Origin of the sequence: Shewanella sp. SM20 (assembly GCF_025654545.1) — a bacterium.
GTDB lineage: Bacteria > Pseudomonadota > Gammaproteobacteria > Enterobacterales > Shewanellaceae > Shewanella > Shewanella oncorhynchi.
Genome location: NZ_JAKKRK010000011.1, coordinates 77099 through 103460, shown reverse-complemented (window position 1 = coordinate 103460; position 26362 = coordinate 77099). Strand labels below are relative to the sequence as shown.

The 26362-nt window shown below is 45.2% G+C and carries 27 protein-coding genes; 17 read left to right on the top strand and 10 right to left on the bottom strand.

The annotated features are described in order from the left end of the window. Together L5M18_RS06885 and ggt are read right to left on the bottom strand one after the other, a co-directional pair. Positions 1 to 171 (bottom strand): transposase (locus tag L5M18_RS06885; protein WP_263190459.1); only part of this gene is annotated, 171 nt, incomplete at its 3' end. Positions 172 to 258: 87 nt separating this feature from the next. Beyond that, a complete protein-coding gene (gene ggt / locus L5M18_RS06880; protein ID WP_263196357.1) occupies positions 259 to 1998 on the bottom strand; it encodes a gamma-glutamyltransferase in 1740 nt (579 codons plus the stop codon). Between the two features lie 108 nt (positions 1999 to 2106). Here ggt and L5M18_RS06875 point away from each other — a divergent pair, with 108 nt between their 5' ends. After that, complete coding sequence (locus L5M18_RS06875) at positions 2107 to 3447, top strand: GNAT family N-acetyltransferase (protein ID WP_263196355.1); 1341 nt, start codon at positions 2107 to 2109, stop codon at positions 3445 to 3447. 74 nt (positions 3448 to 3521) lie between these two features. Here the strand turns inward: L5M18_RS06875 and L5M18_RS06870 are convergent, their stop codons facing one another. Both L5M18_RS06870 and L5M18_RS06865 read right to left on the bottom strand, forming a co-directional pair. Continuing rightward, positions 3522 to 4145 (bottom strand): LysE family translocator, encoded by a 624-nt coding sequence (locus L5M18_RS06870; protein ID WP_263196354.1) that lies wholly within the window; start codon positions 4143 to 4145, stop codon positions 3522 to 3524. Positions 4146 to 4364: 219 nt separating this feature from the next. After that, positions 4365 to 4841: a hypothetical protein gene (locus tag L5M18_RS06865; protein WP_263196353.1), complete on the bottom strand. Its 477-nt coding sequence runs from the start codon at positions 4839 to 4841 to the stop codon at positions 4365 to 4367. A gap of 254 nt (positions 4842 to 5095) precedes the next feature. Here L5M18_RS06865 and L5M18_RS06860 point away from each other — a divergent pair, with 254 nt between their 5' ends. The 6 genes from L5M18_RS06860 (at position 5096) to L5M18_RS06835 (ending at position 9662) form a co-directional block, all read left to right on the top strand. Next, positions 5096 to 5671, top strand: a complete 576-nt coding sequence (locus tag L5M18_RS06860; RefSeq protein WP_263196352.1) for a YbhB/YbcL family Raf kinase inhibitor-like protein — start codon at positions 5096 to 5098, stop codon at positions 5669 to 5671. Positions 5672 to 5682: 11 nt separating this feature from the next. Beyond that, positions 5683 to 6849, top strand: a complete 1167-nt coding sequence (locus tag L5M18_RS06855; protein ID WP_263196351.1) for a major royal jelly family protein — start codon at positions 5683 to 5685, stop codon at positions 6847 to 6849. 154 nt (positions 6850 to 7003) lie between these two features. After that, the gene (locus tag L5M18_RS06850; protein WP_263196349.1) at positions 7004 to 7480 is read left to right on the top strand and encodes a VOC family protein; all 477 of its coding nucleotides are present in this window, start codon (positions 7004 to 7006) and stop codon (positions 7478 to 7480) included. Beyond that, entirely contained in the window at positions 7467 to 8456 is a 990-nt protein-coding gene (locus L5M18_RS06845; protein WP_263196347.1) for a glycine betaine ABC transporter substrate-binding protein, read from the top strand. The genes L5M18_RS06850 and L5M18_RS06845 overlap by 14 nt, the downstream gene beginning before the upstream one ends. Beyond that, on the top strand, positions 8453 to 8938 hold the full coding sequence (locus tag L5M18_RS06840) for an Atu1372/SO_1960 family protein (protein WP_263196345.1): 486 nt from the start codon (positions 8453 to 8455) through the stop codon (positions 8936 to 8938). The genes L5M18_RS06845 and L5M18_RS06840 overlap by 4 nt, the downstream gene beginning before the upstream one ends. Positions 8939 to 9107: 169 nt before the next feature. Continuing rightward, positions 9108 to 9662 carry a sugar O-acetyltransferase gene (locus tag L5M18_RS06835; RefSeq protein WP_131525027.1) on the top strand — a complete coding sequence of 185 codons (555 nt, stop codon included), beginning with the start codon at positions 9108 to 9110 and terminating at the stop codon, positions 9660 to 9662. A 124-nt stretch (positions 9663 to 9786) separates the two neighbouring features. Here L5M18_RS06835 and hppD read toward each other — a convergent pair whose 3' ends face one another. After that, positions 9787 to 10827, bottom strand: coding sequence for a 4-hydroxyphenylpyruvate dioxygenase (gene hppD / locus L5M18_RS06830; protein WP_263196343.1), 1041 nt, complete (start codon positions 10825 to 10827; stop codon positions 9787 to 9789). A gap of 76 nt (positions 10828 to 10903) precedes the next feature. Further along, positions 10904 to 12064, bottom strand: coding sequence for a homogentisate 1,2-dioxygenase (locus L5M18_RS06825; protein WP_263196341.1), 1161 nt, complete (start codon positions 12062 to 12064; stop codon positions 10904 to 10906). Positions 12065 to 12278: 214 nt separating this feature from the next. On the opposite strand from L5M18_RS06825, the gene L5M18_RS06820 reads away from it, so the two are divergent. Beyond that, complete coding sequence (locus L5M18_RS06820; RefSeq protein WP_028759592.1) at positions 12279 to 13193, top strand: LysR family transcriptional regulator; 915 nt, start codon at positions 12279 to 12281, stop codon at positions 13191 to 13193. 256 nt (positions 13194 to 13449) lie between these two features. Further along, positions 13450 to 14244, top strand: coding sequence for a TIGR00266 family protein (locus L5M18_RS06815; RefSeq protein ID WP_263196339.1), 795 nt, complete (start codon positions 13450 to 13452; stop codon positions 14242 to 14244). Positions 14245 to 14336: 92 nt separating this feature from the next. Here the strand turns inward: L5M18_RS06815 and L5M18_RS06810 are convergent, their stop codons facing one another. The 3 genes from L5M18_RS06810 to L5M18_RS06800 all read right to left on the bottom strand — a co-directional run bounded on the left by L5M18_RS06810 (position 14337) and on the right by L5M18_RS06800 (position 16883). Further along, positions 14337 to 15605: a hypothetical protein gene (locus L5M18_RS06810; RefSeq protein ID WP_219255603.1), complete on the bottom strand. Its 1269-nt coding sequence runs from the start codon at positions 15603 to 15605 to the stop codon at positions 14337 to 14339. Positions 15606 to 15973: 368 nt separating this feature from the next. Then, positions 15974 to 16312 carry a hypothetical protein gene (locus L5M18_RS06805; protein WP_168827409.1) on the bottom strand — a complete coding sequence of 113 codons (339 nt, stop codon included), beginning with the start codon at positions 16310 to 16312 and terminating at the stop codon, positions 15974 to 15976. A gap of 109 nt (positions 16313 to 16421) precedes the next feature. Beyond that, on the bottom strand, positions 16422 to 16883 hold the full coding sequence (locus L5M18_RS06800) for an EVE domain-containing protein (RefSeq protein WP_105252186.1): 462 nt from the start codon (positions 16881 to 16883) through the stop codon (positions 16422 to 16424). A gap of 277 nt (positions 16884 to 17160) precedes the next feature. Here L5M18_RS06800 and L5M18_RS06795 point away from each other — a divergent pair, with 277 nt between their 5' ends. The 5 genes from L5M18_RS06795 (at position 17161) to L5M18_RS06775 (ending at position 22577) form a co-directional block, all read left to right on the top strand. After that, positions 17161 to 17541, top strand: a complete 381-nt coding sequence (locus L5M18_RS06795; protein ID WP_168827411.1) for a DUF6508 domain-containing protein — start codon at positions 17161 to 17163, stop codon at positions 17539 to 17541. A gap of 139 nt (positions 17542 to 17680) precedes the next feature. Further along, positions 17681 to 19393, top strand: coding sequence for an AMP-binding protein (locus L5M18_RS06790; protein WP_263196337.1), 1713 nt, complete (start codon positions 17681 to 17683; stop codon positions 19391 to 19393). A gap of 344 nt (positions 19394 to 19737) precedes the next feature. Further along, positions 19738 to 20484, top strand: a complete 747-nt coding sequence (locus L5M18_RS06785; protein WP_212601317.1) for a substrate-binding periplasmic protein — start codon at positions 19738 to 19740, stop codon at positions 20482 to 20484. A gap of 165 nt (positions 20485 to 20649) precedes the next feature. Beyond that, positions 20650 to 21690 (top strand): M14 family metallopeptidase, encoded by a 1041-nt coding sequence (locus tag L5M18_RS06780; protein ID WP_263196336.1) that lies wholly within the window; start codon positions 20650 to 20652, stop codon positions 21688 to 21690. After that, a complete protein-coding gene (locus L5M18_RS06775; RefSeq protein WP_263196361.1) occupies positions 21687 to 22577 on the top strand; it encodes an alpha/beta fold hydrolase in 891 nt (296 codons plus the stop codon). Before L5M18_RS06780 ends, L5M18_RS06775 begins: the two co-directional genes overlap by 4 nt. A 35-nt stretch (positions 22578 to 22612) precedes the next feature. Here L5M18_RS06775 and L5M18_RS06770 read toward each other — a convergent pair whose 3' ends face one another. Continuing rightward, positions 22613 to 23020 (bottom strand): YccF domain-containing protein, encoded by a 408-nt coding sequence (locus L5M18_RS06770; protein ID WP_028759602.1) that lies wholly within the window; start codon positions 23018 to 23020, stop codon positions 22613 to 22615. Between the two features lie 267 nt (positions 23021 to 23287). Here L5M18_RS06770 and L5M18_RS06765 point away from each other — a divergent pair, with 267 nt between their 5' ends. The 3 genes from L5M18_RS06765 (at position 23288) to prs (ending at position 26356) form a co-directional block, all read left to right on the top strand. Further along, complete coding sequence (locus L5M18_RS06765; RefSeq protein WP_263196334.1) at positions 23288 to 24316, top strand: pyridoxal-phosphate dependent enzyme; 1029 nt, start codon at positions 23288 to 23290, stop codon at positions 24314 to 24316. Positions 24317 to 24397: 81 nt separating this feature from the next. After that, positions 24398 to 25111 carry an NrtR DNA-binding winged helix domain-containing protein gene (locus tag L5M18_RS06760; RefSeq protein WP_113940909.1) on the top strand — a complete coding sequence of 238 codons (714 nt, stop codon included), beginning with the start codon at positions 24398 to 24400 and terminating at the stop codon, positions 25109 to 25111. Between the two features lie 357 nt (positions 25112 to 25468). Next, on the top strand, positions 25469 to 26356 hold the full coding sequence (gene prs, locus L5M18_RS06755) for a ribose-phosphate diphosphokinase (RefSeq protein ID WP_263196332.1): 888 nt from the start codon (positions 25469 to 25471) through the stop codon (positions 26354 to 26356). Positions 26357 to 26362: the final 6 nt, after the last annotated feature.

Here is a 26362-nt window from a genome sequence, read left to right as displayed (position 1 = left end):
TAATGTTTTACCTGGCACAGGGCGACCCTCTTTTTTGGCTTTATCTCGCCAATGATACAGGGTTTGGTAGGAGATCCCCTCACTGCGAGCCACTTCCGTGACCGTCATATTGTGGGGAGGTAATAATTTCTTTAAGACAGCGTCTTTACGTTCAGGTGAATATCGTTCCATTGAGCTCTCATTGACCGCCCCCTTTATTTAATTATTGGATGATTTTAAGGGGTGACAACAATCCTGACACAGGGGGTCATGGAGATGCTAGTAGCCGATAGCTTCGCTACCCGAGTGGCGTGGATCAGACGCACCAAAAATTCCTTGTTCGGTCACCATGATTGATTGCGTACTGCCCATAGCGGATTGTACTTTCACTTTGTGTCCTTTGGCTTCGAGCAGGGAAATGGTATCGCGATTAAAGCTGGACTCGACTCGCAATTCATCGGGTTGCCATTGATGATGAACCCGCGCCGCATTACTGGCTTCGGCAATGTTTAATCCATGATCAATAACATTCATGATGATCTGCAGTGTGGTGGTGATAATGCGCGAACCACCTGGACTGCCAGTGACGAGGAAGGGTTTGCCATCCTTCATCACTATTGTTGGGCTCATTGAGCTGAGTGGGCGTTTATTGCCCTCGACCGCATTGGCATCACCACCTACTAAACCGTAGCCGTTTGGCACGCCGGGTTTGGCAGAGAAATCATCCATCTCGTTATTGAGCAGAATCCCTGTTCCCTTCGCCACTAAACCTGAGCCGTAGCTGAAGTTTAAGGTGTAAGTATTTGAAACTGCATTACCCCATTTATCGACTACCGAGAAGTGAGTGGTTTGATCGCTCTCATAGGGCGCGAGCTTGCCGGGCTTGATTTCAGCACTCGGTGTTGCCTTATTCATCGCAATTTGGCTGGCGATTTTTTGGGCGTAGTCCTTACTGGTTAAGGCTCTGACGGGCACCTTATAAAAGTCGGGATCGCCTAAGTATTCGCTGCGATCGCTATAGGCGTACTTCATGGTTTCCGCCATCAGATGAATCGTCTGGGCGGTATTGTGGCCGAGTTTGTCTATCGGGAATTGCTGCAATACGTTGAGCATTTCGATGATGTGCACGCCGCCCGATGATGGCGGTGGCATAGACACAATCTCGTAACCGCGGTATTCACCGCGCACGGGTTCACGTTCCACAACCTTATAATTTTTAAGGTCGTCTAAGGTCATAATGCCGCCAGCATCTTTCACCGCATTGATGAGCTTAGTGGCGGTTTCACCTTCGTAGAATCCTTTGGTGCCTTTTTCTGCGATAAGACTTAACGAATGGGCAAGTTCAGGTTGTTTAAGAATATCATCCACTTGATAGTCACTGCCGTCGGCTTTGTAGAAGATAGCGGCCGTGGTTGGCCATTGGGCCATGCGGCGTTTTAGGCCTGCAAGGGATTGGGCAAGATCTGGCGTTACGCTAATGCCTTCCTGCGCCATTTTAATCGCGGGTGCCGTAACTTGGGCGAGAGTCATAGTGCCATATTTTTCAAGGGCTAAGCTCATGCCCATCACAGTACCTGGCACACCCACGGCAAGACCGTGTTCGCGGCTTAGTTTTTCAACTGCATCGCCATTTTCGTCGAGGAAAATGTTTTTCTTGGCTTTAGACGGCGCCATTTCGCGATAATCGATAGCGATGGTTTTGTTTTCTTTGGCAATATGCACCAGCATAAAACCACCGCCGCCGATATTGCCAGCACGGGGTAAGGTGACTGCCAAACTGAAGGCGACAGCCACGGCGGCGTCAACCGCATTTCCGCCTTGCTTTAGGATCTCAACGCCGGTGCGACTGGCGAGAGCTTCTTGGCTTGCGACCATGCCATGTTTAGCCCACACAGGTTGTGCGGTGGCCATCTGGCTGAAAATTGGCGATTCATCGGCAAGCAGACTGGGAGATGATAGTAAGGGAAGCGCCATCGCAATGGCGAGAATAAGAGGTCTAAAAGGTCTTGTTGGACGCATACTCAATCCTGAATTTATTTTAATTATGGCTATGCAATGTGCCGAGAATTAGGCTTAATTGCAACCTCGTATACTTGTTCACACCAGTAAAGGACGATAATTTACCCAATGAGACAGCTTATTTTGGCTTTTGCGAGCTCAATGTCGGATATTTCGACCAGTGCGTGGAATGCCGCCATGGGTGAGGCGAATCCCTTTTGTCGCCATGAGTTTCTGTTGGCACTCGAGCAAAGCCGCTCCGCCTGCACTGCAACCGGTTGGACGCCTCGACATTTATGCGTGTTCGATGCGGGTGACACATTAAATGATGTCGACAGTAAGGATAAAAGCTTGTCGCCTTTGGCTGAAGGAGGGTTTATCAGTGTGCAAACGGCTAAGCACTTCAATCAGTTCCCACTTATTGCCGTCATGCCCTTGTACCAAAAATCCCATTCCTACGGTGAGTATGTGTTCGATTGGGCGTGGGCCGAAGCCTATGAGCGCCATGGGCTCGATTACTATCCCAAATGGGTGAATGCGATCCCTTTTACCCCAGTGCAAGGTCAACGGATGGGCATTCATCCCGCAGTAGAGCGCGCCGAGCAACTGCGCGTGGCGGCATTACTGCTGATGACATTTAATCGCCGACTAATATCAGCACAGGATAATCTCGTACCTAAGGAAGCTATTCTTAATGAGCCAGAGCAGGGCAATACCCCGATTTCCTCATGGCACAGCCTGTTTGTTACCCCAACACAAATGCCGTTATTTGAAAGTTTGCCAAATTCGCTGTTAAAACGCTTAGGCACTCAGTTCCATTGGCATAATCGCAGTTATCGGGATTTTAATGATTTTCTGGCGGGCTTTAGTTCCCGTAAGCGTAAAAATATCTTGAAGGAGCGGGCGCAGTTACAGCCTTTTAATCTTAAGTTTCAGTTTGTCGAAGGGGAGCAGATCACCGCTTCGCAATGGCAGACTTTTATCCAATGTTATCAATTAACTTACCTTAAGCGCTCCGGTCATCGCGGCTATTTAACGCCAACCTTTTTTCAGCAGTTGGGGGCACAACTCGCTGCGCAAGTCCTACTGTTGGTGGTTGAAGATGCAAAGGGCGAGATGGTCGCTGGCGCCTTGTATTTAAAAGGTGAGAATACCCGAGGGCAGAAATGCTTATATGGTCGTTATTGGGGGACGACGGTTGAGCTTGACGGTTTACATTTTGAGGCCTGTTATTATCAAGGTATTCAATATTGTATTGAACATGAGTTTCAAGTGTTTGATGCGGGCGCACAGGGGGAACATAAGGTGCTGCGTGGCTTTGAACCCGTAGCAATGTATTCCTACCATAACATCGCCCATTTGGGATTTAAGGCGGCGATTGCCGACTTTGTTGAGCAAGAAACACTGCAAATGCAGCAATATATGGTGCAGATGCAGGATGTGTTGCCCTACAAAAAAGCGCCTTCATAAAGACCGAGTTAACGGGACTTTATTGGGCTCATTTTAGGTAGAACGGGTTACATTTAAGCGGTTAGTTCAAACCGTTAGCTCATGGCTAACCAAACTCCTACGCCTATCATTAGGCTGCCTGCAATGCGGTTTAACCAGCTAATATTATCGCCACGGCTCAAGAAGATGCGCAGGCTTTTGCCACCACTGGCGTAGGCGAGCATAGAGGTAAATTCGGTCACCATGATAATGCTCAGTAAGGCGAGGAGCTGCGGCGCGACGTCGCGCTCGGCATTGATAAAAGGGGGTAGTAGCGACACCATAAATGCCCAACCTTTTGGATTGGCAATGGCGGTAATAAAGCCTTGGGAGATCAAGGTAAAATTGCTGGCTCTGGGGTTAGTGTCATCATCACTTAATATGGCCATCTTGCCGCGCGCGCGCCACATCTGTACGCCGATAAAGCCTAAATAAATTCCGCCAACCCATTTGAAGATTTGAAAGACTTCGGGATAGTTGAGCATGATACTGGCCACGCCCATCACGGCGGCTGTCGCCACCAACGCCACGCCTACCAGTTCACCCAGCATCATCCACAGGGTGCGGCGCACACCTATACTCATGCCCAGGGTCATGGCGAGTGTCATGCACATGCCCGGCGTGATAGAAACAAAGAAAAAAGTCGGGATAAACACAGCGAGTAAGGCAAAATCAGGCATGGTTTGGTCATTCTTGGGTGAAGATGAGAAGGTCGATAGTGTAATGAAAACGGCGGATTTAGCCAATCTGCTTATTTTGAACTTGCTCTCTTTAAATGTAATCGGTTGTGTTGGCTGGCGATATTTCACGCAAAAAGCATATTGTAGTTATTATTAACAATATGCTCACTAACCCCATTGTGATTAATTCTGCAGTTGTTCGGTTAACAGCGATTAACCTCATAGTTTACAAGATAAGACATTGACTGTAGGTTCTACATCAGTATCGATCAAGTAGACACTATCGGCGCCCACCATATAATAACTGTATAGGTCTTGGTAAATATGTTCGCCTAATTCACCATAATAAGGACGGCGTGCATTTTTTACCGACTTCCATATTGGCCAAGGTAAAGAAAAATAATCGGTATTGGATTGATTCGTGATATTTAAATCTGAATCAATAGGGAATGGCGTATTGCTTTTATCATGATGTTGAATATCACTTATGTTATCTAAGAAGGTTTGATAACTTGACTCATCAATTACTTGTATTCCTGATATCGTAGGGAAATATAATTCCATCGTGAATGCATCGTTATCAAGTTCCTGCCACAGTATGGTTAAAGATAAATGGTCTAATCTGCAACTCAGGTTCGGGTGTGGCTTTAGGTTTCTGTTCACGGGAAACCAAGGTTGATAAGCCGCTTTAATCATAGCGAATCCTCGTTATATTATTGTGTTACGAACATATCTTAGTCGTTTGGCTGTTACTTTTTTGCATTATTTTTGCTGAAAGTACCATAACCTAAAAATAACTGAGAAGCATGTTGAGATTATCCAATATTTTTTGAAACTCATATCAACCAAATGCGCCTTATCAATCATAATTTGATTGATATGCTAACCCACATTCTCAAATCAATGGTTAATGACTGTTTTAGGACAGTTCAAAATGGGTTTAGCATATTATGAAATCGCCTTATTTCTCCTCTTTTAAAAATACTCTCTTGGTGACGGTCGCTTTGGCCGCCAGTATTAATTACGTTATGGCTGACGACAGTGCCACTGTGTTTAGTCTCGAAAGTAATTTAGCTGATAATTCAAGGTTCCCTCCTGAGTATTATTGGAATCAATTTGGTTGTTCGGGCGAAAATATTGCGCCGCGTTTAACTTGGCAAAATGTACCTGCCGGTACCAAGAGCTTTGCTGTCACTTTATATGACAAAGATGCGCCTACTGGCAGTGGTTTTTGGCACCGTGTTGTGTATGACATTCCGGCACAGGTGTCGACTCTCGCAGGTGGTGTGAATGGCGGAGCGCTACCCAGTGGTGCCATTGAAGCTAATACCGATTTAGGTAAACCTGGATTCTTTGGACCTTGTCCACCAGAGGGACGTGAACACAGTTATGTATGGACAGTGCATGCTTTGGATGTGGCGCAGTTGCCGATAGACAAGGGATCAACACCCGCTTTGGTGGGATTCTATCTTTGGCAGCATAGATTAGGCGAAGCAAGTTTAACGCTTTTAGCTGGCCCACGTTAGGAGGAATGAAGATGACCATATTATCTACGCGCATTACATACCCAATGTTATCAAAGGCTTTTACTCTACTGGCAAGCAGTTTGTTGTGTTCTCACTCATGGGCGACACAGACTGAGCCGCTGGCAAAAATGGAAGTCTTTGCCGAACTTGATGGGGCTGTGGGCGGTATTACTTTCACATCAGATGAACGATTGATTTTCAGTTATCACCCTTTCTATCAACCTAACATTAAGGTGGCAGAGCTTTTAGCGGATGGTAGTACTAAGCCATTTCCTAATTCGGATTGGCAGCAATGCCATGATCCGCAGGGCAAAGCGAAAGAACCTGACACTTGCCTTAATTGGGTGTTGGGGCTGCGAACCGACGATCAAGACAGAGTTTGGCTATTAGACTCTGGTCAGCAGGCGCCACGTATTGAGCCTAAATTAGTGGCGTGGGATACCAAGAAAAACCAATTAGATCGCATTATTCATTTGCCCGCGCCAGTCTCTCTTCCTGAGTCACAACATAATGACTTTGTTATCTCATCTCGACATCAAGCGATTGTAATTGCTGATGAGGGGATTGGCACGGGTCCCATTGGTGAAAAGGCTGCGCTGGTGGTTGTGGACTTAAATACAGGGAAAAGTCGGCGACTATTACAGGGTGATAACAGTGTGATGCCAGACTTACAGCGGCCACTGATTATCGATAAGGACTCAAAAGGTAGAAAGCAGATTGAAGTCTATGTGGGTGCCGATGGCATTGCTTTAGATAAAACCCAAACATGGCTCTACTTTGCCCCGATGAATAAAGACAAAGTTTACCGTGTGCGGATGACAGATCTCATCAATCCTTCGTTAACGCCTGCGGCACTCTCTGCCAAAGTGGAGGCTTATGCCGATAAGCCCGACAACGGTGGCTTAAGTATTGATGAAGCGAATAATTTGTATCTAACGGAAGTGGGAGAGCGGGCCATTGGTGTGATCCCTGCTGATTCTCGCCAGTATCGCACTTATGTCCATGATGAACGTATGGTTTGGCCCGACGGTGTGAGTTATGGCAAGCAAGGTTATTTGTACTCTGGGGCTGCGCAATTACCGTTATCGGCGCCATTAAACAATGGCAAAGCTGAAAACAGTCCACCTTATTATATTTTCCGTTTTAAGCCGTTGGCTGCGGGCGTTCGTGGTAATTAATTCGAACAATTAATCTCATCAATTAATTTTATAACCTTACGCCAAGTGCTTATCTTAACTGAATTTATTCACACGATTTTTGCGGATTAAAACGGTTTGGATTTGCACTTGGTTATACCGAGTCACTGAGTCACGACATCCAGAGGATGACAATATGAACATTATCGGATTGGATCACTTTACCATCAGAACGCCCAAACTGGTTGAAACGCTGTTGTTTTATCAAGTCATCCTTGGATTGAAATTAGGTTGGCGGCCACAGTTTGGTTTTCCTGGACATTGGCTTTATGCCTCAAATAAGCCCATTTTGCATTTGGTGGAAGCGGGCGATCAGGCGCTAGAGGCCTACTTAGGGGAAAGCAGAAATATTTATGGCTCGGGACGTGTTGACCATTTGTCGTTTCGTGGTACGGATTTACACCAGATGCAGCAGCATTTATGCCAGCAGAGGATGATTTTTCAGGAACGAATTGTGCCTGAAATTGGTGAGCATCAGTTGTTTCTTGAAGATCCGAATGGCATCAAAGTAGAGATGATATTCCCCTATGCAAAGGACAACGCCATCGTTGGAATTGTGATGGATAGGCTCACTATTTTAGACACCAAGGAGCCTGAACATGGCGGAGATTAATGTCTTCAGAAGGCAATTATTGCAAACGCTGGGATTGGGCAGTTTGGCATCATTGGCATTATTTCCTCGAGGTGTGATAGGTATGAATTCATTGAGTACGAGTACAAATATGGAGAGCTCACAGGGTAAGCCGATGATTCGCATGGGAGTGACGGACTTAAGTTTTCATCGTGTCACCGCCGCTGTGGTGGCCCATGTGATAGGGATTATGGGCAAAGAGGTGCAACGAAGCTATGCATTGCACGAGGCTAATTTTGAGCAGCTAGGTGAAGGCAAAGTGGATATGCTGTGTTCAGCATGGCTGCCCCATAGCCACGGGATTTATCGACAAGGTGTCGAAGAGCGAGTTGCTACGCGGCAACTCGGGCTACATTATGAGCCCTATGCGCTCTGGGGCGTCCCCGATTATGTGCCTGCTGAGCAAGTGTCGAGCATTGAGGATTTACTCAAACCTGACGTGCGGCAACGTATGCGGCCCATCATTCAAGGGATTGGTGAGGGGGCGGGGATCACGCGATTTTCTAAAAATATCATGACGCAATATGGATTAACGGCGGCAGGTTATCAATTTAGAACAGGCACTCAGGCCGACTGTGTCGCCGCTTTTGAGTCTGCTGTGGCGGTAAACGATTGGGTGATCGTTCCTTTGTGGCATCCACAATTTTTACATCATCAATACGGCATTCGCGATCTTCAGGACTCTAAAGGTTTACTCGGGGGAAAAGATAAAGCGGTATTGCTCGCCCGTGAACACGAGTTAGCGGTTAATTTCTCGCCAGCACAAATTCAGGTACTTGATAACATAGTATTATCGAATCAAATGGTTGCAGAACTCGATTATGCGGTTAATCGACAAGGAATGACGGAAGATGAGGCCGCTGCGAACTGGCTGACAGTCAATCCTCAGCATTTGACGACCTGGTTAGCCCCGCTGCTTAATCCTGCGAATGCCTCATCTCAGGGGGTGACATTATGATGATCACACCTGAATCGCGGCTAGTGGCGGCAGGGCTTGAACTACCTGAGGTTGCTGCGGCTCTTGGAAATTATGAACCCCATTCAATTGTTGGCAGTCAGTTAATGACCTCGGGTCAGTTTCCCTATTTAGAGGGCGAGCTTCAGTATCAAGGACAATTGGGCGCCGATCATACTGTGAGCGAAGGCTACGCTGCCTGTCGTCTTGCTACCCTAAATGCCATTGCCCAATTGAAACAGGCTTGCGGTGAGCTTTCGCGGATAAAACAAATTTACCGCTTGGAAGGGGTGCTAAATGTGCATCAATCTTGCTTTGAACATCCTAAAGCACTCGATGGGGCTTCGGATTTATTGCTTGAAATCTTCGGTGAAGCAGGGCGTCACAGCCGGATGATTTGGACAAATCCTGTCATGCCGCTGAACAGTTTGTGTCTAGTGTATTTATTTGCAGAACTCTATTGTGATGACGAACAAAGGCAATGACCTTTGTCTCGATTGAGATTGAATGCTTGAATGTGACTCACATTGGCTGTTAGCTAAATGTTCTGTCAGCAAGACGGGTAGTTCATTCAAGAGCATATGAGGCAGTTCTTGAACTTTCATCAATCGATTGTTAGGGTTAGGTCATCATTGACGGAATGTTGACAATACGATGACTGAGAAACAAAAAATGTTGGCGGGCCAGCCCTATAAGGCTTGGGATGATGAGTTATTGGCTGAGCGGATGCGGGCGAAATCCATTTGTCATCAGTTTAATCTGGCCGAACCGACTTTACTTGATGCCCGAATGGAGCATCTTCGTGGCCTGCTTGATATTCAACACTGTGCCCATATTGAGCCTAATTTCTTTTGCGATTACGGCTATAACATCCATATTGGTAAACAATTTTACGCCAATCATAATCTAACCATATTAGATGTTTGCTCCGTCTCGATTGGCGATAATGTGATGTTTGGTCCCCATGTGATGATTTCTACCGCAACGCATCCTATTAATCCTATCGCGCGGCAAACGACGGAATACGGCGCGCCAATTCAAATCGGCAATAATGTTTGGCTAGGCGGAAACGTCTCTGTACTGCCCGGTGTGACCATTGGTGATAATTGTGTCATTGGTGCTGGTAGTGTAGTGAATAAGAGCATTCCGGCGAACTGTGTGGCGGCGGGGAACCCTTGTAAAGTTATCAAACCTATCGATGTGGACTAGCGCAGGAAAGTTAAAGCCGAGTGATTGGTGTCAAAGCTGATAGTGATTTAGATGACGATATAGATATTCGTAGAAAGAAAAACGGTACGCAGTGCGTACCGTTTTTTATTAGTTGGATGACAATTTACAGTACGCCGCGGCGCATTTGGTCCCGTTCAATTGATTCAAACAGGGCAGTAAAGTTGCCTTCGCCAAAACCTAAGTTATTTTTGCGTTGGATGATTTCGATAAAAATCGGTCCGAACAGGTTTTTGGTAAATATCTGCAATAAATAGCCTGTATCATCACCATCCACCAAAATTTGGTGATGTTTGATGCGCTCACGATTCTCTGTGACCTGCGGTAACTTATCGAAAATAGTGTCGTAGTATTCAGGGATGATGTCTAGGCATTGGATTGAGCTGCCTTCCATCGCATCCAGCGATTTTACGATATCGCGGCTTCTAAAGGCTAAATGTTGCACACCTGGGCCATTGTATTCCTTCAGGTATTCATCGATTTGGTTCTTATCGCTGCCTTTACCTTCGTTAATCGGGATACAGAAGCTGCCATCGGGCGAGCGCAGGGCGTAGGACACTAGCGCGGTTTGTACGCCGCTGATGTCAAAGTAGCGCACTTCCGTAAAACCAAAAATGTTTTTATAGAAGTTAGCCCAATGTTCCATTGTGCCTTTGTAGACGTTGTTGGTTAAGTGATCGACCTCGATAAAGCCTTTTTCTTGGGTGATGACTTGCTCGTCTAAATCTTCAAAATCAGCGGCATAGATATTGTTACCTGCGCCAAAGGTGTCGATGAAATAAATTAAGCTGTCGCCAATGCCGTAAATCGCAGGATAAGGCAGATCTTTGTTGGCATCATCGGCGGGTTTTGCACCACGTTCAACGGCAACGCGATAGGCAAAGCCGGCATCTTCTACCCGCCAGCCCATAGAACAAATGGCTGGGCCGTGGGATTTAGCAAATTTAGCTGAGAAACCTTCGCGCTCAGTGTTGAGCAAAAAGTTAATGTCATTCTGTTTGTAGTACAGGATGTCTTTGTTCTTGGCTTTTTTCAGCAGTGAAAAACCAAAGTCGATAAAGACTTTGTGCATAAAATCAGTATCAGGGCTGGCGAATTCCGTGAATTCGATACCTAATAAGCCCAGTGGATTTAGTTCGCTTGCCATGATGTTTTCCTCATTATTTTAGTGCAACACGCCGTCACTCTAATGACTCCCGCATGGGAGTGCTGGTGGCTTGGGGCTAGTCTTCTAGCCAAGAGCGGTTGTAGTCTTTGCTCATGCAATTTTGTACATGTTCGGTTAATTTCAGTGGGGCGAACGTGTCCACCATCACTGCATATTCATAGGTTTCTTTTTTGCCAATAGAGGCTTCAGTGCGGCCCGGTTGTGGTCCGTGGGCTACACCTTTTTGATGTAAGGTCATGTAACCCGCTTCAATGCCCGTGCGGCTCATAAAGTCGCCATCGACGTAATACAAGACTTCGTCGCTATCTATGTTGTTGTGGTAATAAGGCGCCGGAATCGATTTCGGGTGGAAATCGTAGGGGCGCGGCACGAAGTTACAAATCACAAAGTTATGGGCGGTAAAGACTAAGTGATCAGAAGGAGGTAGATGGATTTTGCCTACCTTTGGTGCGTATTCTGTGATGTTGAATGCCCAAGGGTAAACACAGCCATCCCAACCGACTAAATCAAAGGGATGCCATTCAAGAGTGGTGAGTTGGTATTTATCGCCAAACTTACACACTAAGGGGAAGGCGCCGCGCTCAACCACAGCATCTTGCAATGTAGGTACGCGCAAATCGCGCTCGCAGTAAGGTGCTGATTCTAATAGCTGACCATACTCGTTACGGAAATGCTTAGGCACTTCCACCATAGAGAATGACTCGATGGCGAAAAGTCGCACATTGCTGTAATCGTTGAATTTAAGCTGATAAGTGGTGCCACGTGGGATCACGAGATAGTCCCACTTTTGGACCTTAATCGTGCCGTACTCGCTGTAGAGTGTGCCTTCGCCTTCGTGGACAAAAACCACTTCATCGGCATAGGCGTTACGGTAAAACTCGTCGGTATCGGCGGTGACTTTGGCGGTATACAGTGCTAAGTCATTGTTATAAAAAATCTTGTTACGGGCGCTGAAAAAATTACCTTCACGGTCGGCGTCGCGGGAATCGAGTTTATAGTTTTGGACCAGGGAGTCTTCCCAATTGGCACCATGGCCTAGGCTGTAGGGCGCCACTTCCAATGCTTTGGTTGGCATGTTGTGGTGATATTTATTGGAATAAATATTGGAAAAACCATGGGTTGAGAACAGTTCTTCACGGTAAAGCTCGCCGTTTTTCTTTTCAAATGCGATATGGCGCTTATGGGGAATCTGGCCTTGTTTCACATAAAATGGCATGGTTATTCCTTCAATATTGCGTTGCAGGATTACCTACATCGCTGGTCGTTATGCTGCAAGTTGCATTAGTGTGATCTTGTTATCAATTTAGTTGCTTGAATGAACAAAAAAAAGAATAATAAATCCGTTATCTCAATCTAAAAATTAGATGGTATTCTAATCTTTACGAATCGTAGTGTTTCCGTGACATGTTCATTAGAGCCAAGGAGTGACCATGCGCATCGATATTGATGCTTTTAATGTGCTGCAAGTGCTGGTGGAAGAGGGCAGTTTTGCCAAGGCGGCGGAGCGATTACACAAAGCGCAATCGGCGGTGAGTTATCAAGTTAAAAAGTTAGAAGAGCACTTAGGCGTGCCGCTTTTTAGCCGTGAGCAATATCGTGCTGAGCTGACGCAAGAGGGCCGCGTGATTTTGGCCGAGGGACAAAGGTTACTGCAACACCTTGCAAACATTGAACATCTTGCCAGTCGTTTCAGTGAAGGCTGGGAGCCAAAGCTAGAGCTAGTGATAGACGGTGCCTTACCGATGGAGCCTATCATGACGGCCTTAAAGCGTATGGCTGAACATCAGATCCCCACTAAAATTCAGCTGAATATGGAGTTTTTAGGCGGTGTACAACACAGATTCGAGCGTGATAATGCTGACTTGATGTTAGTGAAAGATTATCGCACTGGCCCCTATTATCATCCGCAGCCGTTGCCTGCAATTACTAGCGTACTGGTGGCCAGTGCTTCGCATCCTTTATCTTTTATTCGCGAAATTAGTTTGTCTGAGCTGCAGCAACATGTGGAATTAACTATCGAAGACTCTTCACCCAATAAAAGTTACCGCGATGAAATGCAATTTGGCGGCGATAAAGTGTTTTATCTTTCTGGCTTTATCATGAAAAAGAACGCTTTGTTAAAAGGTTTAGGTTTTGGCTGGTTGCCGGACTTTTTAGTGCAAGAAGAGTTAGCTAAAGGCGAATTAGTTGAAATCGACTTCGTCGGTGGCAGTCGTTTTACGTTTATTCCACAGCTCGTCTCGACCTTAGAGCGTCCGTTAGGCCGTGCGGGACAACTTTTTACCGAGTTGATATTAGAGGAGTTTGCTAAGGCTGAGCAGTTTAATGGCGTGGGTTTAGGTTGATAAGTCTTCACTTGTCATCTTTTGATACAAGTTACCGCATAAAATAATCGCATTTTGACATTTTATGTCATAGATTAATGCCTAGGTCAGATGAAGGTTTAGATGGAGAGTTAAAATAAGGCCTAAATTCAGACTGAGCTTAGATCTAGATTAAGGTCGAGATGAAGAGTGAAATTGAGCTGCGATAGGTAAAGAGCCGTCCATCGGGGTCAATCTAAAGGATAGTAACAAGGAACTGACAGTTAAGGGGAACAGTATGTCTAGACGTTGTCATGAAGTGGATTATGAAATTATTGGCCACAGTATGCAGTTGGTTGAAGTGGAACTCGATCCTAACGAAACCGTGGTCGCTGAAGCGGGCGCGATGAATTACCTAGAGCAAGATATTAGCTTTGAGGCCAAAATGGGCGATGGCTCTGAGCCTGAGTCAGGCTTTTTTGGCAAGTTGGTGGGCGCGGGTAAACGGGCATTGACGGGTGAGAGCATTTTTATGACTCACTTTACCAACCAAGGCAACCAAAAACGTAAAGTCGCCTTTGCTGCCCCTTATCCAGGCACTATCCTAGCGATCGACTTGGCCGAACATGGTGGTGAGCTTATCTGTCAGAAAGACAGTTTTTTGGCTGCGGCTTTAGGTACACGCGTGACGATGAAATTTAATCGCCGCTTAGGTACGGGATTTTTTGGTGGTGAAGGGTTTATTCTGCAAAGTCTACAGGGCGATGGTATGGCGTTTATCCATGCGGGCGGCACCTTAGTGAAAAAAGAACTAAAAGGTGAAACCTTAAGAGTTGACACCGGTTGTCTTGTTGCATTTACCTCAGGGATTGATTACGACATAGAGCGCGCAGGCTCATTAAAGTCTATGGTCTTTGGCGGGGAAGGTTTGTTTTTAGCCACACTCAGAGGCCACGGGACGGTTTGGCTACAAAGCTTGCCATTCTCACGAATGGCGGACCGCATTATCGCCCATGCTCCATCGGCAGGAGGAAGTGATCGCGGTGAAGGCTCTGTGCTTGGTGGTATTGGTCGCATGCTCGATGGGCGCTAAATGATAAGCTGACATGCTGTCTTCTCTTAAGGCATTCCAGACTATCCTCTGGGATGCCTTTTTAGTTGAAGCCTGTCATTTCCTTTATTGTTTTAAGCATTTTCGCCGTTGTTAAGGCTTTGCTGAATGCGTCTTTCAATTAGTTTAGATATGAGATACATCATCAAATAGCCTGTGCCTAAGGCTAAAATCACCGCGACGACATTCTCCGTATACAGGCGGTAAGCGTAGAAAGTACCGACCAGTACTGCGATACCAGCAAGGCGAATAAGTAGGCTTTGAGTAAAGTAGCCATGAGCTTTTATATAAGCTAGCTGGTAGCCATTGAGCATCATAAATATAAAAAACATGGAGAAATGCATTAATACTGGGGCCGCTTTAATGTATTGCTCGGGGAATAACCAAGCGACTAACGGCTTGCTCGCAAAGACCATAACGACAAAAAAAATACCGCTGATCCACAAAGAAACTTTCGTCAGCCATGATTTAATTTGTTGGACTTCGTCAAAGCGTTTTTCTCGTACGCACACTGCGACTTCGGGCAGCACAAAACGGTAGATGGGAAAGACAAAAAGCAGGGTGAGGTAAGTGATCATCGGCCGCACAACCACTTGGAAATCACCCAGTTCATCTATGCTGAAATAGGCAATAGTCAGCAGTACGGTGATGTAAATCATCAAGATACTGGCACCCGCTTCCATGGACGCCGTCAGGCTTTTCTTCATAAAACTGCGTAAACCCGTATCAAAATGCACCGCACTTAAGGGCGGGGTGGCAATATCTTTGCGCCGTTTTAAGTACATATATAAGGCAACAATGAGCGATGACAGTGTCATGCTGTAAAAGAGTGATGCAATGGCGGTTTGTTTTAAGCCATAGAAACATAGTAAAAAGCTAGTCACTTGCGCGAGCGGCTCTAACCAAGTGACTCTATTGGAGATGGCATATAGCCGGTACATGGCAATTTGATTGGTAAAATAGACCTTGAGCCCCATACTCAGAATAATCCCAACCAATTGAAAATATTCTACATTGAGCTGAAGTTTGTGTTTGATATAGGGTAAAACTAAGCCCCATGTCAGTAGTACCATAGCGATCAAGCTGTAGCGGAATATATTAGTGATATCCACATCTTGCTTGGTCTGGGAGTAGGTCACCACCATAGAGGAGCGAAATCCCGTCATTAGGATTAGCGACAGTGAGATAATGTCGATCACTGTGTGATAGAGCGCTAGATCGGCTTTGGCAACCCATTGTGCTAGCCAGAGTTTAAATAGAAATCCCACAGAAATACTGGCGAGTGATGCCCAGAACCCCGCAATAATTGCCTGCTTAACCCGTTGAAGTGAGGTGTTTTCCATTATCAAAAATCCAGCGTTAGTCTACGGTCATTATCGGGATGCTATGAATTCAATTAAGATTTTGCCTTAGCCGCATGAGTATTTTTAGGTGACACTTATCTTGTTCTGTTCAATATCTTTTCACCCTGCATGAGTCTAGCATTTAGCCAATTTACGACCAATAGCCAGATAGTAAAGATATGATAAATATCAATATGTTGCTTTATTGTAAGTTAGAACGTTATTGAGTGAGGACTGGGATGATAAATTGTCTTACAGACAACGTTTTTTGATAGATCAAAGCAGTATTAAGAAGTACTCAACGCCCAGATAAGAGCTGGGCGTAGTTGTAAATGTGTCAGTTATAAATGCCATTTTTCCATGGGAAGTTAATCGGTAATGATATTGACGATATCGAGGATTTTACGGCTGTTATTATCGAGTTTGATTAGTGCACCTTCGACTTGAATGCTAATGATGCCATCTCTGTCTAAGGGGACTACGATGCGGCCGCGATCATAAATATCATGCTCAAGCACATCACCACGGTGGAGTTTTTTCTGCCAACCGGGTGGCAGTGGCTGACCTTGGTCAACTTTTTTCTGTAATCCCGGCGGTAGACTTTTATCCTTTTTGTGGTGCTCATGGTCATCTTTAGCAAAGGTTGAGATGGACATCGTTAAGCTGAGGACAAGTCCTGTGATTACCACTGAGGTCAATTTATTCATCTGTACTCCTAAGGGGCATTGAGTTGATGTTGTGTCCAATGCTGGATGTGGCCAACAATAGGCGATGCTAAATGAACTATAGCTGAACGTTCTGGTTCAAGATTGCTTTCTAGCGGGTTAACATGAGTACGGCTTGCCATTGTTCGGCGGTCACAGGTTGGATACTGAGTCTTGACCCCTTAGAGACTAAATACATGTCCGCCAGTTGGGGTAAACTTTTTATCAAACTTAAGGGAATAATCTCGTTAAATTTTTCGACAAAGCGGATATCCACTCGCAGCCATCTTGGTTTGGTTGGATCTGACTTAGGGTCGAAATACTTCGATTCGGGATCGAAGGCTGTGCTGTCGGGATACGCATTGGTCACGACTTCTGCTATGCCGACAATTCCGGGCACTTTGCAGCTTGAATGGTAAAAAAATACCTTGTCCCCAATCTGCATCTCATCGCGCATAAAGTTACGCGCCTGATAGTTACGGATCCCATGCCAAGCTTCGGTTTGGTTAGGGCAAGCCTTAAGATCATCTATGCTGAATTCGTCGGGTTCCGATTTCATAAGCCAGTAGTTCATCTTGTTTCCTTTACTCATAGTTGCCGTTAAGCGCTTCAATACCGCTGAGTTTATCTGAATTTTGTCGAATACCCCAGTTCGTCACCCATATCAAATATTGTGAGTTTGATTAAGTTTCCGTTCAGATAACGTGGCTTAGCCTGTTGACAGCAATCTTATTTGGTATGCCTTATGCAAATTCTCGTTTCTAAGGCAAAGCGTCAAATTCGATCTCGGTGTGTGACTGGTGTCGTACAAGTTGTGGCAGCAGAGGCAACCAAAACCTGTGAGGTGTGTTATGGGGACTTCAACAATGACATCCGATTGTGGTTTATACACTAAATATCTTAAGGATTTTACGGCGGGTGATGTGATCTTAAGTCATGAGCGAATGCTGGAATTTATTAATGACCTGACAACGCAAGGTTGGTTATTGGCTAATTTCACTTGGGACTATTGGTATAACAACAGTTACTTAGTCGATAAACCTGCCTATATTCGTGATGCGAGTATCGCACAATGTAAGTTGCTGTTAACCGCCATGACGCGACTCGAGGTTTTTAGCCCCGGCGTGTTAGAAAATATGCGTCGCCAAGGGGTGTTACTGGCCATTGTTGAGCGGTTACAAAGCTTAAATGTGCCTAAGTCGAGTGCTCATTTTGAGTTTATCAGCCGTTAGCACTGGGCTTTAATGGATTGTTATCTAATAGTTTGTCTTACTCTTTAGTCTAATAAAGTGCTTTTTTACTTGTGACATGATCCGTGGATTGGTTAGTTTGGACCTCGCTAACCATAATAATAAATGCACGGAGGCCTTAATGTCAGTTCCTACAAGCCAAGTTATAAGCCCGCTCAACGTTAGCGAGTTTAGAGGCGAGTCATCACCGAAACTCGTTGAGAAGACCATAGGTCAATATCTTGATGAGATTGTGGCAACGTATCCCGACCAATTAGCTGTCGTCGTACACCATCAACATATCCGCTGGAATTACCGCCAATATCTTGCCCAAATCGATTCGCTCGCCACAGGACTATTAAAACTCGGTATTAAGTCTGGTGATAGGGTAGGGATTTGGTCGCCTAACAATATCGAGTGGTGTTTAACCCAATATGCGACCGCTAAAATTGGCGCCATCATGGTGTGTATTAATCCTGCGTATCGCCCTGAAGAGTTGCAATATGCGCTGAGTAACGTGGGTTGCCGCGCGGTAATTTGTGCCGATAAGTTTAAATCCAGCAATTATCTTGAGATGCTATATGAATTGGCGCCTGAGCTAACTTCTTGCCCAGCGGGTAAATTACAAGCTAAAGCCGTACCTGAGCTTGAATTTGTGATCCGTATGGGCGCAGAGAAATCCGTCGGTATGTTGAATTTTGATGACTTGACCGTTGATGTGACCGCCGCTGACAGGATAATGCTCAAGAGTATTGCTAAGGAATTAAGCCCATACGATGCGATTAATATCCAGTTTACCTCTGGCACGACGGGCAGCCCGAAAGGCGCGACCTTATCACATCATAACATATTGAATAATGGCTATTTAGTCGCTGAGGCGATGAAGTTTACCTGCCACGATAAACTCTGTATTCCAGTGCCTTTATACCATTGTTTTGGCATGGTACTTGGCAGTTTAGTCTGCTTAGCCAAAGGCGCAGCTGCTGTGTTCCCTGGTGAATCCTTCGATCCACTGACGACATTGCAAGTGATTGAGCAAGAGCGTTGCACTGCTTTGCATGGCGTACCGACCATGTTTATTGCCGAGTTGGAACACCCAGAGTTTGCTCGTTTTGATTTGAGTTCCTTACGTACCGGTGTGATGGCGGGGGCAACTTGTCCTGAAGAAGTGATGCGACGTGTACAAAACCTGATGTATATGAAGGAAGTACTGATTGGTTATGGTCAGACAGAATGCAGTCCGCTCAATCACATTACTGAAATCGACTCACCCGTAGAGAAACGCGTTCTCACCGTTGGCCGTGCTTTACCCCATACCGAAGTGAAAATTGTCGATGAATTTGGCGAAGTGCTGCCAATTAATCAACCCGGCGAAGTCTGTAGTCGTGGTTATTGCATTATGCAGTGTTATTGGAATGATCCTGAGAAAACGGCGGCAACCATAGACAGTCAAGGTTGGCTACATTCGGGCGATATTGGCCAAATGGATGAGCAAGGTTATGTGCAAATTGTGGGGCGCATTAAAGATATGATTATTCGTGGCGGCGAGAATATTTATCCCCGTGAGATTGAAGAGAAACTTTACACCCATAAAGATGTGCAGGATGCGGCGGTCTTTGGCGTTCAAAGCGATAAATACGGCGAGGAGGTGTGTGCTTGGATTAAAGTCCGCTCAGGCTCCGCGATTACAGAGGCAGATATTCGTCATTTTCTCACCGAGAAATTCGCCTACTTTAAAGTGCCGCGTTATATCAAGTTTGTGGATCAGTATCCAATGACAGTGACGGGAAAAATTCAGAAATTCAAAATGCGCGAGCTGATGTATCAAGAGTTATATGAAGATATTAATGCTTAAGTGATGTGATTTTGCGAGTGTGCTTTTTTGACTTTCAAGCCGCGCAATGCGGCTTGAATTTTATTCTGTCTAGTTATTTCGGTTAGCAGATAAACGAACAAGCTAATTGGCTAATGAAAAAGTCGGCGAGTCATACCATCAAGCCAAGCTGTACTTTGAGTTAGCTTTTGCTGCTAATGTCGTTATTCTAATTGTAACAAAACTTCACTTCCCCACTGTGGCTTGATGGCTATACTAAAACTAGTCATAAAATCTAACCAGTCATAAAATCTCGGCAGATAAAAACGAAAGCGTTGAGTTGTCGATGATGTAGTCGTAAATCCATGCAGGCAAAGGAGTACTAAATGGTTCGATGGCGTTCAATGCTCCTTGTGTATTGTCTTTCCTTTATGGGATTGAGCGTAGCTAAAGCGGATACCTTAATGCTTACTTCTTTACTTTGGCCGCCTTATTCAGGAGAGCAATTAACGGAGCAGGGTGCCAGTATTGCCGTGGTACGGGCGGCGCTGAACGTCATGGGACATCAGTTAAAAGTGGATTTTTATCCGTGGAGCCGCGCTGTCAAACTTACGACTATGCCGAACTCTGACTACATAGGTTATTTTCCTGAATACTATGTAGAGACTGAAAAGTTTATCTTTTCAAAACCGATTGGCGAAAGTCCATTGGGGCTGGTGGAGCAAAAGTCCCATCCAGTAAGTTGGAATTATATTGAAGATCTTAATCGCTATACCTTAGGTGTGGTGAAAGATTATGTGAATACTCAGGCCTTAGATCGCATGATCGTTTCTGGTGTTCAGCGGACTGAAGCTGTGACTTCGGATGAGCATAATGTCAAAAAAGTTGCCGCAGGTCGGATTGATGCCGCGGTGATTGATGTCAACGTTCTGCACTATTTACTCAAGCAAAAGCCCTTACAGCCGCTGGCGACAAAGTTGCAAATCAATCGGCAAATTCTGGCGAATAAGCAGCTCTATATCGCGTTTCGTAATACAGAAGAGGGACGGCGTTGGCGAGATATTGTTGACCAAGGTTTAGCGCAGGTTGACGTAGAAACCATCATTGGAGAGCTACTTTATCGTGAAGACTAATGTAGGGTTTTAGGATAGTTTATTCTTTGTTTTACTCGCTATTTTTCCGCCTATTTCCCCGTAAAGTCACTTCTGATATGCAGTTTGTCATCATTTTGTCTTTGTTCACTATTAGTATCACTTTAACGGCATGAGTAGTTCTCTCATTTTATTGATTAAGGTGACATGAAGAAACTTCCTTTTGAGCTTCCATTTGAGTTAGATACGCTGCAGCAACTCATTGATACTCATCATCTTAAGTTGGATTATCAGATCCTTGCCGACATTCCATTCCGCCAAGAGCATTTCCCCCTTTACAGTGTTGAGTTAGGTGGTACAGATACGCCTTGTCCGACAGTGCTCTTTGTGGGTGGCGTGCATGGGGTTGAACGTATTGGATCTCAAGTTATTTTGGCATTGTTAAACAGTTTATTGCAGCGGCTTGTTTGGGATAAACATCTACAACAGATGTTAACGGGCCTGCGGTTAGCTTTTGTACCTGTAGTGAATCCTGTTGGGTTATTCATGGGAACGCGGGGCAATGGTAATCAAGTGGATTTAATGCGTAACGCTCCGATAGAATCCCGTGAAAAAGTGTCCTTTATGGTGGGAGGACAGCGTATATCGTCACGGCTGCCCTGGTATCGCGGTATTGGGGGAATGGAGCTGGAAACTGCGGGCTTAGTTGCCTATGTACAACAACTGTTGAGTCGCAGCACAAGTTTGATTTCGCTCGATGCCCACTCGGGATTTGGCTTGAGTGATCATATCTGGTTCCCCTACGCCCATACCCGTACCGCCTTCGAAAATGCCAATTATATTTTTCATCTAAAACAATTATTTGAACAGAGTTATCCCCATCACGGCCATTATCGGTTGGCGCCGCAGAGCCAGTTTTATCGCACTCATGGTGATATTTGGGATTATCTCTATCGCCAGCACCAAGTGGCTGATCCTTCTGCTCAGGTGCCATTTTTACCTTTGACATTAGAGATGGGATCTTGGGCATGGATAAAGAAGAATCCTAGACAAATATTTAATTTTGCTGGCTTTTTTAATCCACAAAAAACACATCGTCACCACAGGATTTTACGCAGGCATACAGTACTCATGCAATTTATGATGGAAGCGGCCTATGCCCAATCGTTAGAGCAGTTAACACCTGAACGTTTGGCTGAGCTGACAGAGCGTGCATGGCATTATTGGTATCGGGAGTCTCAGTCATGACCACTTGGGTGATATTAAGGGGGTTAATGCGTGATCAGCGCCATTGGAATGGTTTCGATCAGCGTCTGCGACAAAAGGGATTGCGAGTGCTGACACCGGATCTTCCGGGCAATGGGACGCTATCCCACGAATTAAGTCCGCTTAAGATTGCTGATTATGCCTATGCCGTGTGGCAGCAATTGGATGAGCAGGTACAGGAAGGGGAGACTATTTATCTCCTCGGCTTGTCTATGGGCGGTATGTTGGCGCTGGAAATGACATGCCAGCGACCTTGGCAGATAAGGCATGTCTTTGTATTAAACAGCAGTGCGGCAAATTTATCGTCTTGGTATCAAAGATTTAACCCGCTGAATGCATTGAAGGCTTTTTTCATGCGGGCTCGGGGTAACGCTTTACATCCAATCGAGTCGACTATAGTGCGTTTAACCAGTTTTCGTCATCGGCGAGACCGAGATTTAATTGTCAAGTGGAGTGAGTTTCGCCGCGATACCACACCAAGTAGACGCAATGTATGGCGACAACTTTGGGCGGCTTTTCAATACCAATGTCCATTGGCAGTGGAAGTACCGATAACTGTGCTCTGCGGTGACCGTGATGCGCTGGTGAGTATGGCATCGAGTAAGGCGTTAGCACGGCATTTTTACACCGATTTGATTGTACTCGCGTATTGTGGTCACGATGCCGCTATAGATGCACCCGCAAAACTGGCGCATTATCTGTTGGACATTGTGGGGGCGACTAAGCCGCAAGTGCAGTTTTCTGTGGATAGTGAGCCTGCCAATACTCAATATGATTGCAACGATTTATTGGAGGAAGAAATAGCCTTAAACGAAGCGATATTTGCTGTATGGGATGACAAAGCGTTATCCACTCTTGAAACCAAATAATCGAGAGTGAATAGCGCAGTTAACACATTGTCTTATTAAGCTTTAGCCACTACGGTTTGGCCTATCGGTGTGAGGCTGAGTAAAGCTAACTTAAGATGCTGTATCCCAAAGGGAATACCGATAATCGTCACAAAACAAGCTAAGGCGTGGACCAAATGCCCTATGGCTAACCAGATCCCAAACAGTAAGAACCAAATGATATTTCCTACCATGCCTAATGCACCTGTGCCCAAGTCTTCACGTCCAGTTAAGTGGCGACGGTTCATTTGTTCTTGGCCGAAGGGCCAAAAGGTCATTTCGCCGATAACAAAACAGGCGCGGCCGAAGGGAATACCAATGATACTGATAAAACACAGGATACCTGCGAGCCACCAAGCGAGTCCCATTACAAATCCGCCGAGTACAAACCAAGCTATGTTGAATATTAAGCGTAATACAGCCATTGAAAACTCCTTATGTTTACCCTGTTAGCCTTTATCGTTAGCTTCGATAAATTGAATATATGTCAATGTCTAAGCGATAACTATGCCAACTATTTAAATTATTCATAATCAATGGGTTAATTATATGTGTTCGAGATTCATGTGTCATTTTCACTAGTTTTTCGCCAAATTGATAATTTCTTAAGGGCGTAACAGGAAGGGCGGAGTTACACTAGCCTTCCCTTAACTGGTTTAAAAAACAGAGAATTTAATCGTTTGAGTAGCTTGATGTTTGCAAATTCCCCTGTCGATACATTTGCCTTTGCTGGCAGAGACATATTCCTAAAACGTGATGATTTACTGCATCCGGCGTTTAGTGGCAATAAAGCTCGCAAATTCGGCTATTTTTTAGATCATGAGTTTGCAGGCATCAGCAAGGTGATAGGTTATGGCTCGCCATTAGCTAACTCACTGTATTCATTGTCAAAATTAGCGAAGATGAAAGGCTGGCAATGTGATTTTTATGTAGATCATATTGCCAGTCAAGTGGTTAAATATCCTACGGGCAATTACGCTGCCGCTTTAGCGAATGGCGCTAATATTATCGATTTAAGTGTGTTAATAGCACAAAAGCAGGCGTGCACTCAGCCTCAATCTGAACCTCACGTTTTGTCAAATCTTAATGCTAGTCCTGAGCCTACTGTGCAAGTGGGCGATGTGCGGCTGAGTTGCCAAGATTATATCGAGGCTCAAGTACTCGTGAATGAGCCGACGGCGCTTTTTATCCCAGAGGGTGGTCGCTGTGCTTACGCCGAATATGGGGTGAATAGATTGGCGCAAGAGATAATACAGTTTGCGAAGGCGAATAGATTGGTTGATTTAACGGTGTTTTTACCTTCGGGGACGGGAACGACAGCGTTATTTTTAAATCAGCATTTTATCCGTCAGCAAACGGATATTCGCGTCGTGACTTGTGCCGTTGTCGGTGGCGATGATTATTTGCGCTTGCAATTTTCCTTACTTAATTCCAATACCAGTGAGCATCCACAGATTGTTAATGTCGGCAAGAAATATCATTTTGGTAAACTTTATCCCGAATTTTATGCCATGTGGCAGCGGGTCTGCGCCTCAGGCGTGCAGTTTGAATTACTCTACGATCCCTTAGGTTTTATTGTGCTTGAGGAATATTTACAAGGCGGAGGCTCTCGTCCTGTGATGTATATTCACCAAGGTGGCTTACTCGGGAACGAGACCATGTTGCCACGTTATCAGCGTAAATTTGGGCAAAGTGGCTTATTCTGTGCCTCTGATCATTGACTTAGTGACGCTAAGACATAATATGTTTGAAGCTGTGTAATGCTAAGTTAAGCTGATGATTTGTAACGATGGGGAATATCAATGACTGAAGCGGAATATCTCGCTAATTATGATCCTAAGGTTTTTAAGGCTCAGCTACTGACAGTGGATGCCGTATTGTTTACCTATCACGATCAGCAACTTAAAGTACTCTTAGTACAACGCTCAAATCATCCATTTTTAGGTTTATGGGGATTACCTGGTGGGTTTATCGATGAAAATTGCGATCAATCCCTTGAGCAAACTGTATTACGTAAACTGCATGAGAAAACCGCGGTAGTGCCACCTTATATTGAGCAGCTATGCACTGTGGGTAATCGTAGTCGTGATGTAAGAGGCTGGTCTGTGACTGTATGTTATACCGCCTTGATGAGTTATCAAGCTTGCCAAATTCAGATTGATTCAGTGAGTGATGTTAAGTGGTGGCCATTAGCAGATGTGTTGCAGATGCCCTTGGCGTTTGATCATCTGCAGTTAATTGAGCAAGCGCGGGAACGCTTAACACAAAAAGCCTTATATTCTTTAGTGCCAGGATTTGCACTGTCTGAACCTTTTACCTTGCCAGAATTGCAGCATGTACATGAGGTTCTACTGGGTAAGCCTATCCAAGGTAAATCTTTTCGTCGGCGGGTTGAACAGGCTGATTTATTGATCGATACGGGATTAAAGCGCACCGAACGGGGTCGTCCCGCTAATTTATACCGCTTGAAACCCAATACCGCATCGTATCGCTTCTTAAGAAATTTAGAATGTTGATCACAGTGAATATGGATTTAAGCAAGATATTCGCCTTGCTCAATATGAGTAACGGCGACTGCTTATGCCTTATTCATGGTGACTTTGAATCAGTAAAGGCTGTTTAATTACTGATTTTGCCTTAATGTCTCCGGTTCTTGTATTACTCGATACCCATATTGTAGCTTCTTAGTTGTCTTTCCCATCAATAGTGTCCAAAAGACACTATATGCCATTTAAGCATAACATTTCAGGTTGCTCCGTCTGAAATAGTCTAAAAATCAACTTTACACAATAATGTCTTTAAGACACTATTATTCATGTAGACAACAAGGGCGCCGTCAATTTCGGCAATCTTGCCACAGACAGGAGGTTACTATGTCTCAACGTATTCAAACGTCTCAAGATGCTTCTCACGCTCAATGTTCGCAAGCCGATTTTTATCGGTTACCCGCAGCTAGCGATGAGACTCACTACCGTTTATTTCAATTTGGTGCGGGGGAAAACCATGTTCAACTACTGGTTCCTCCAGCGAAACGCGTCACAGTTTTCTTCGGTTATCGTGGCGATTATTCCATCATGCAGCTCTTGTTGTTAACTGATGCATTGCGTCGCAGTGGTGCAGAGCAAATTGATCTGTTACTGCCTTATATGCCGGGTGCTCGCCAAGATAGAGTGTGTAATGCCGGTGAGGCCTTGTCGGTAAAAGTCTATGCTAGCCTAATTAATCAGCAGCAATATGCTTCGGTCACCGTTTTTGACCCTCACAGCGATGTCACCGCCGCATTGTTAGACCGAGTTCAGGTAATAGATAACCACAGTTTTGTCGCAGCGATCGCAGCCCAATTAACGGGGGAGCTAGTGTTAGTCTCGCCCGATGCGGGGGCGAATAAAAAAGTATTCGGCTTAGCTAAAGCGTTACAGGGAATGCCGGTGATCAGGGCCGATAAACATCGTGATGTGGTCAATGGGCATATTATCGCTACTGAAGTGTTCTGTGATGACTTGTCGGGTAAAACTTGTTTAATCGTCGACGACATTTGCGCGGGTGGCAGAACCTTTATTGAACTTGCCATCAAATTAAAGCAAAAGGGGGCCCAAAGCGTTATTTTGATCGTGTCACATTATGAAGATAAGGCCAGCGAGTTGGTACTGCGCGAGGCGGGCATAGACAGATTATTTTGTACCGATAGTTTAGGTGTCCCCAAACATATTTCGAGTGAGTTCTGTCATTGCCATGCTGTTTTGAGTTATATGAATCATTAAGGAAAA

What these genes read in the sequence shown, in the direction of transcription:
- L5M18_RS06860 (WP_263196352.1), top strand. Translation starts at nt 5,096, where the DNA reads ATGAAATCGCCTTATTTCTCCTCTTTTAAAAATACTCTCTTGGTGACG.
- L5M18_RS06765 (WP_263196334.1), top strand. Translation starts at nt 23,288, where the DNA reads ATGTTTGCAAATTCCCCTGTCGATACATTTGCCTTTGCTGGCAGAGAC.
- L5M18_RS06790 (WP_263196337.1), top strand. Translation starts at nt 17,681, where the DNA reads ATGTCAGTTCCTACAAGCCAAGTTATAAGCCCGCTCAACGTTAGCGAG.
- L5M18_RS06795 (WP_168827411.1), top strand. Translation starts at nt 17,161, where the DNA reads ATGGGGACTTCAACAATGACATCCGATTGTGGTTTATACACTAAATAT.
- L5M18_RS06845 (WP_263196347.1), top strand. Translation starts at nt 7,467, where the DNA reads ATGGCGGAGATTAATGTCTTCAGAAGGCAATTATTGCAAACGCTGGGA.
- L5M18_RS06810 (WP_219255603.1), bottom strand. Translation starts at nt 15,605, where the DNA reads ATGGAAAACACCTCACTTCAACGGGTTAAGCAGGCAATTATTGCGGGG.
- ggt (WP_263196357.1), bottom strand. Translation starts at nt 1,998, where the DNA reads ATGCGTCCAACAAGACCTTTTAGACCTCTTATTCTCGCCATTGCGATG.
- L5M18_RS06870 (WP_263196354.1), bottom strand. Translation starts at nt 4,145, where the DNA reads ATGCCTGATTTTGCCTTACTCGCTGTGTTTATCCCGACTTTTTTCTTT.
- prs (WP_263196332.1), top strand. Translation starts at nt 25,469, where the DNA reads ATGTCTCAACGTATTCAAACGTCTCAAGATGCTTCTCACGCTCAATGT.
- L5M18_RS06785 (WP_212601317.1), top strand. Translation starts at nt 19,738, where the DNA reads ATGGTTCGATGGCGTTCAATGCTCCTTGTGTATTGTCTTTCCTTTATG.
- L5M18_RS06775 (WP_263196361.1), top strand. Translation starts at nt 21,687, where the DNA reads ATGACCACTTGGGTGATATTAAGGGGGTTAATGCGTGATCAGCGCCAT.
- L5M18_RS06850 (WP_263196349.1), top strand. Translation starts at nt 7,004, where the DNA reads ATGAACATTATCGGATTGGATCACTTTACCATCAGAACGCCCAAACTG.
- L5M18_RS06825 (WP_263196341.1), bottom strand. Translation starts at nt 12,064, where the DNA reads ATGCCATTTTATGTGAAACAAGGCCAGATTCCCCATAAGCGCCATATC.
- L5M18_RS06780 (WP_263196336.1), top strand. Translation starts at nt 20,650, where the DNA reads ATGAAGAAACTTCCTTTTGAGCTTCCATTTGAGTTAGATACGCTGCAG.
- L5M18_RS06875 (WP_263196355.1), top strand. Translation starts at nt 2,107, where the DNA reads ATGAGACAGCTTATTTTGGCTTTTGCGAGCTCAATGTCGGATATTTCG.
- L5M18_RS06815 (WP_263196339.1), top strand. Translation starts at nt 13,450, where the DNA reads ATGTCTAGACGTTGTCATGAAGTGGATTATGAAATTATTGGCCACAGT.
- L5M18_RS06840 (WP_263196345.1), top strand. Translation starts at nt 8,453, where the DNA reads ATGATGATCACACCTGAATCGCGGCTAGTGGCGGCAGGGCTTGAACTA.
- hppD (WP_263196343.1), bottom strand. Translation starts at nt 10,827, where the DNA reads ATGGCAAGCGAACTAAATCCACTGGGCTTATTAGGTATCGAATTCACG.
- L5M18_RS06805 (WP_168827409.1), bottom strand. Translation starts at nt 16,312, where the DNA reads ATGAATAAATTGACCTCAGTGGTAATCACAGGACTTGTCCTCAGCTTA.
- L5M18_RS06835 (WP_131525027.1), top strand. Translation starts at nt 9,108, where the DNA reads ATGACTGAGAAACAAAAAATGTTGGCGGGCCAGCCCTATAAGGCTTGG.
- L5M18_RS06770 (WP_028759602.1), bottom strand. Translation starts at nt 23,020, where the DNA reads ATGGCTGTATTACGCTTAATATTCAACATAGCTTGGTTTGTACTCGGC.
- L5M18_RS06865 (WP_263196353.1), bottom strand. Translation starts at nt 4,841, where the DNA reads ATGATTAAAGCGGCTTATCAACCTTGGTTTCCCGTGAACAGAAACCTA.
- L5M18_RS06855 (WP_263196351.1), top strand. Translation starts at nt 5,683, where the DNA reads ATGACCATATTATCTACGCGCATTACATACCCAATGTTATCAAAGGCT.
- L5M18_RS06820 (WP_028759592.1), top strand. Translation starts at nt 12,279, where the DNA reads ATGCGCATCGATATTGATGCTTTTAATGTGCTGCAAGTGCTGGTGGAA.
- L5M18_RS06800 (WP_105252186.1), bottom strand. Translation starts at nt 16,883, where the DNA reads ATGAACTACTGGCTTATGAAATCGGAACCCGACGAATTCAGCATAGAT.
- L5M18_RS06760 (WP_113940909.1), top strand. Translation starts at nt 24,398, where the DNA reads ATGACTGAAGCGGAATATCTCGCTAATTATGATCCTAAGGTTTTTAAG.